Raw genomic sequence first — 1,451 nt, forward strand, 5'->3', positions numbered from 1 at the left:
ATAAATAATCTAGCTGGAAATATCCGCTATATGTTGCACCTTGATGATAAATCAAAAGCTCAGTATCTAGCAAGCGATCTAAGAGCTTTTAACGGTTTTGATGCTAATGAGTATCTTTTTTCAGAGAAAAGCGAGTTAAAGCACCGTTTAGAGTGTTTAAAAGCTATGCGTAAATTTATCGATGAAAACGGATATACTGAATTTACTCAAATCTTTGATTATGCTGCCGAAAATGAGCCAGACTGGTTCGAAATGCTCTGCGTAAATAGTGCTTACGTTATTAATGTTTATCTTAAATCTAAACGTCATCAATCGTTGGTAAAAATGTAGTGGGCGAGCATACCCCTTGTATATACAAAATCCTGACGGTTTTGTATATCCTGCGGGTGCTCGTAAGGAGGGTTTCACCCCCTTAACCCCCTTTAAAATAGCTGGGGTATGGGGTTATAACCCCATAATTGTGGAGCATTAGGGCAACGCCCGCCCTAAGTGCTAATTAGAGAGCTTTTAAATTTATTCAGCAAAAAGGCTTGGAGTATTGTTTTGTTCGTGGATCTTTCGTTCGAAATTTTTATATTCTGGTGTTGCCTTTAATGTATCCACAAAAAACTGACTAGCATTATCCAGCGACTGCAAAAAAGTTTTAAATTCTTGAGTTACTTTGAAAGTCTGTAATTTTTTTTGTTGTTCTAGTTTTTTTCTTGCCATTTTGAAACACCTTTTAATGCGTTTTAGTATATACGATTATAGCATTTTTTAGATAAATTAGGGGGGCTACTACGACAGCCCCCCTATGTATGGTCATTGGTCATTGGACAAAAATTCACATTTTCAGAGCCAAAAAACTGAGCGGCTGCGCGGCGAGCGCAACGCGAAGTTTAGGGCGCGCGAGCGTAAAAATTTAGTCGCGTAAGCGATGAAAATATAAAAAATTGTGGTATATACTAATTGGATTTATTTTTAGGTATAATTTTGAATAAAATTTTTTGGCTTCAATCTTTCTGGAAAAATCATTGAAGCCAAAAAGTGAAACACCTTTATTGGAGTAAAAATTATGTCAAATATTTCAAATAATGTCAATCGACGTTCTAGGGTTTGGGGATTTTTGGCTTATCCTGAGAGCATTCGTCCTGATTGGATAGAGTTTCTTACAGATGAGTTGAATTTAGTTTGGGCTTGTTCTCCACTTCACGATGCCGATATAGACAAAGACGGCAAGCCTAAAAAGCCACATTATCACTGCGTGATGGTATTCGATGGCAAAAAATCCTATTCTCAAATCAAAGAGATTACGGACGCTATTTCTGCAACAAATCCACAAGTTATAAATAATCTAGCTGGAAATATCCGCTATATGTTGCACCTTGATGATAAATCAAAAGCTCAGTATCTAGCAAGCGATCTAAGAGCTTTTAACGGTTTTGATGCTAATGAGTATCTTTTTTCAGAGA

At 36.6% G+C, this 1,451-nt stretch carries 3 protein-coding genes; 2 read left to right on the forward strand and 1 reads right to left on the reverse strand.

The annotated features are described in order from the left end of the window. The coding region (locus CYO90_RS07675) for a Rep family protein (protein WP_219809118.1) at nt 1–330 on the forward strand (330 nt) is incomplete at its 5' end. 183 nt (nt 331–513) lie between these two features. Here CYO90_RS07675 and CYO90_RS07680 read toward each other — a convergent pair. After that, on the reverse strand, nt 514–708 hold the full coding sequence (locus tag CYO90_RS07680) for a hypothetical protein (protein WP_103573794.1): 195 nt from the start codon (nt 706–708) through the stop codon (nt 514–516). Nucleotides 709–1,054: 346 nt separating this feature from the next. On the opposite strand from CYO90_RS07680, the gene CYO90_RS07685 reads away from it, so the two are divergent. Beyond that, nucleotides 1,055–1,451, forward strand: a 397-nt coding sequence (locus CYO90_RS07685) for a Rep family protein (protein WP_103579075.1), incomplete at its 3' end; no start/stop codon positions are given.

Origin of the sequence: Campylobacter concisus (assembly GCF_002913745.1) — a bacterium.
Taxonomy (GTDB): Bacteria; Campylobacterota; Campylobacteria; order Campylobacterales; family Campylobacteraceae; genus Campylobacter_A; species Campylobacter_A concisus_R.

Coding starts and splice junctions, on each gene's coding strand:
- CYO90_RS07680 (WP_103573794.1), bottom strand. CDS start 708: ATGGCAAGAAAAAAACTAGAACAACAAAAAAAATTACAGACTTTCAAA.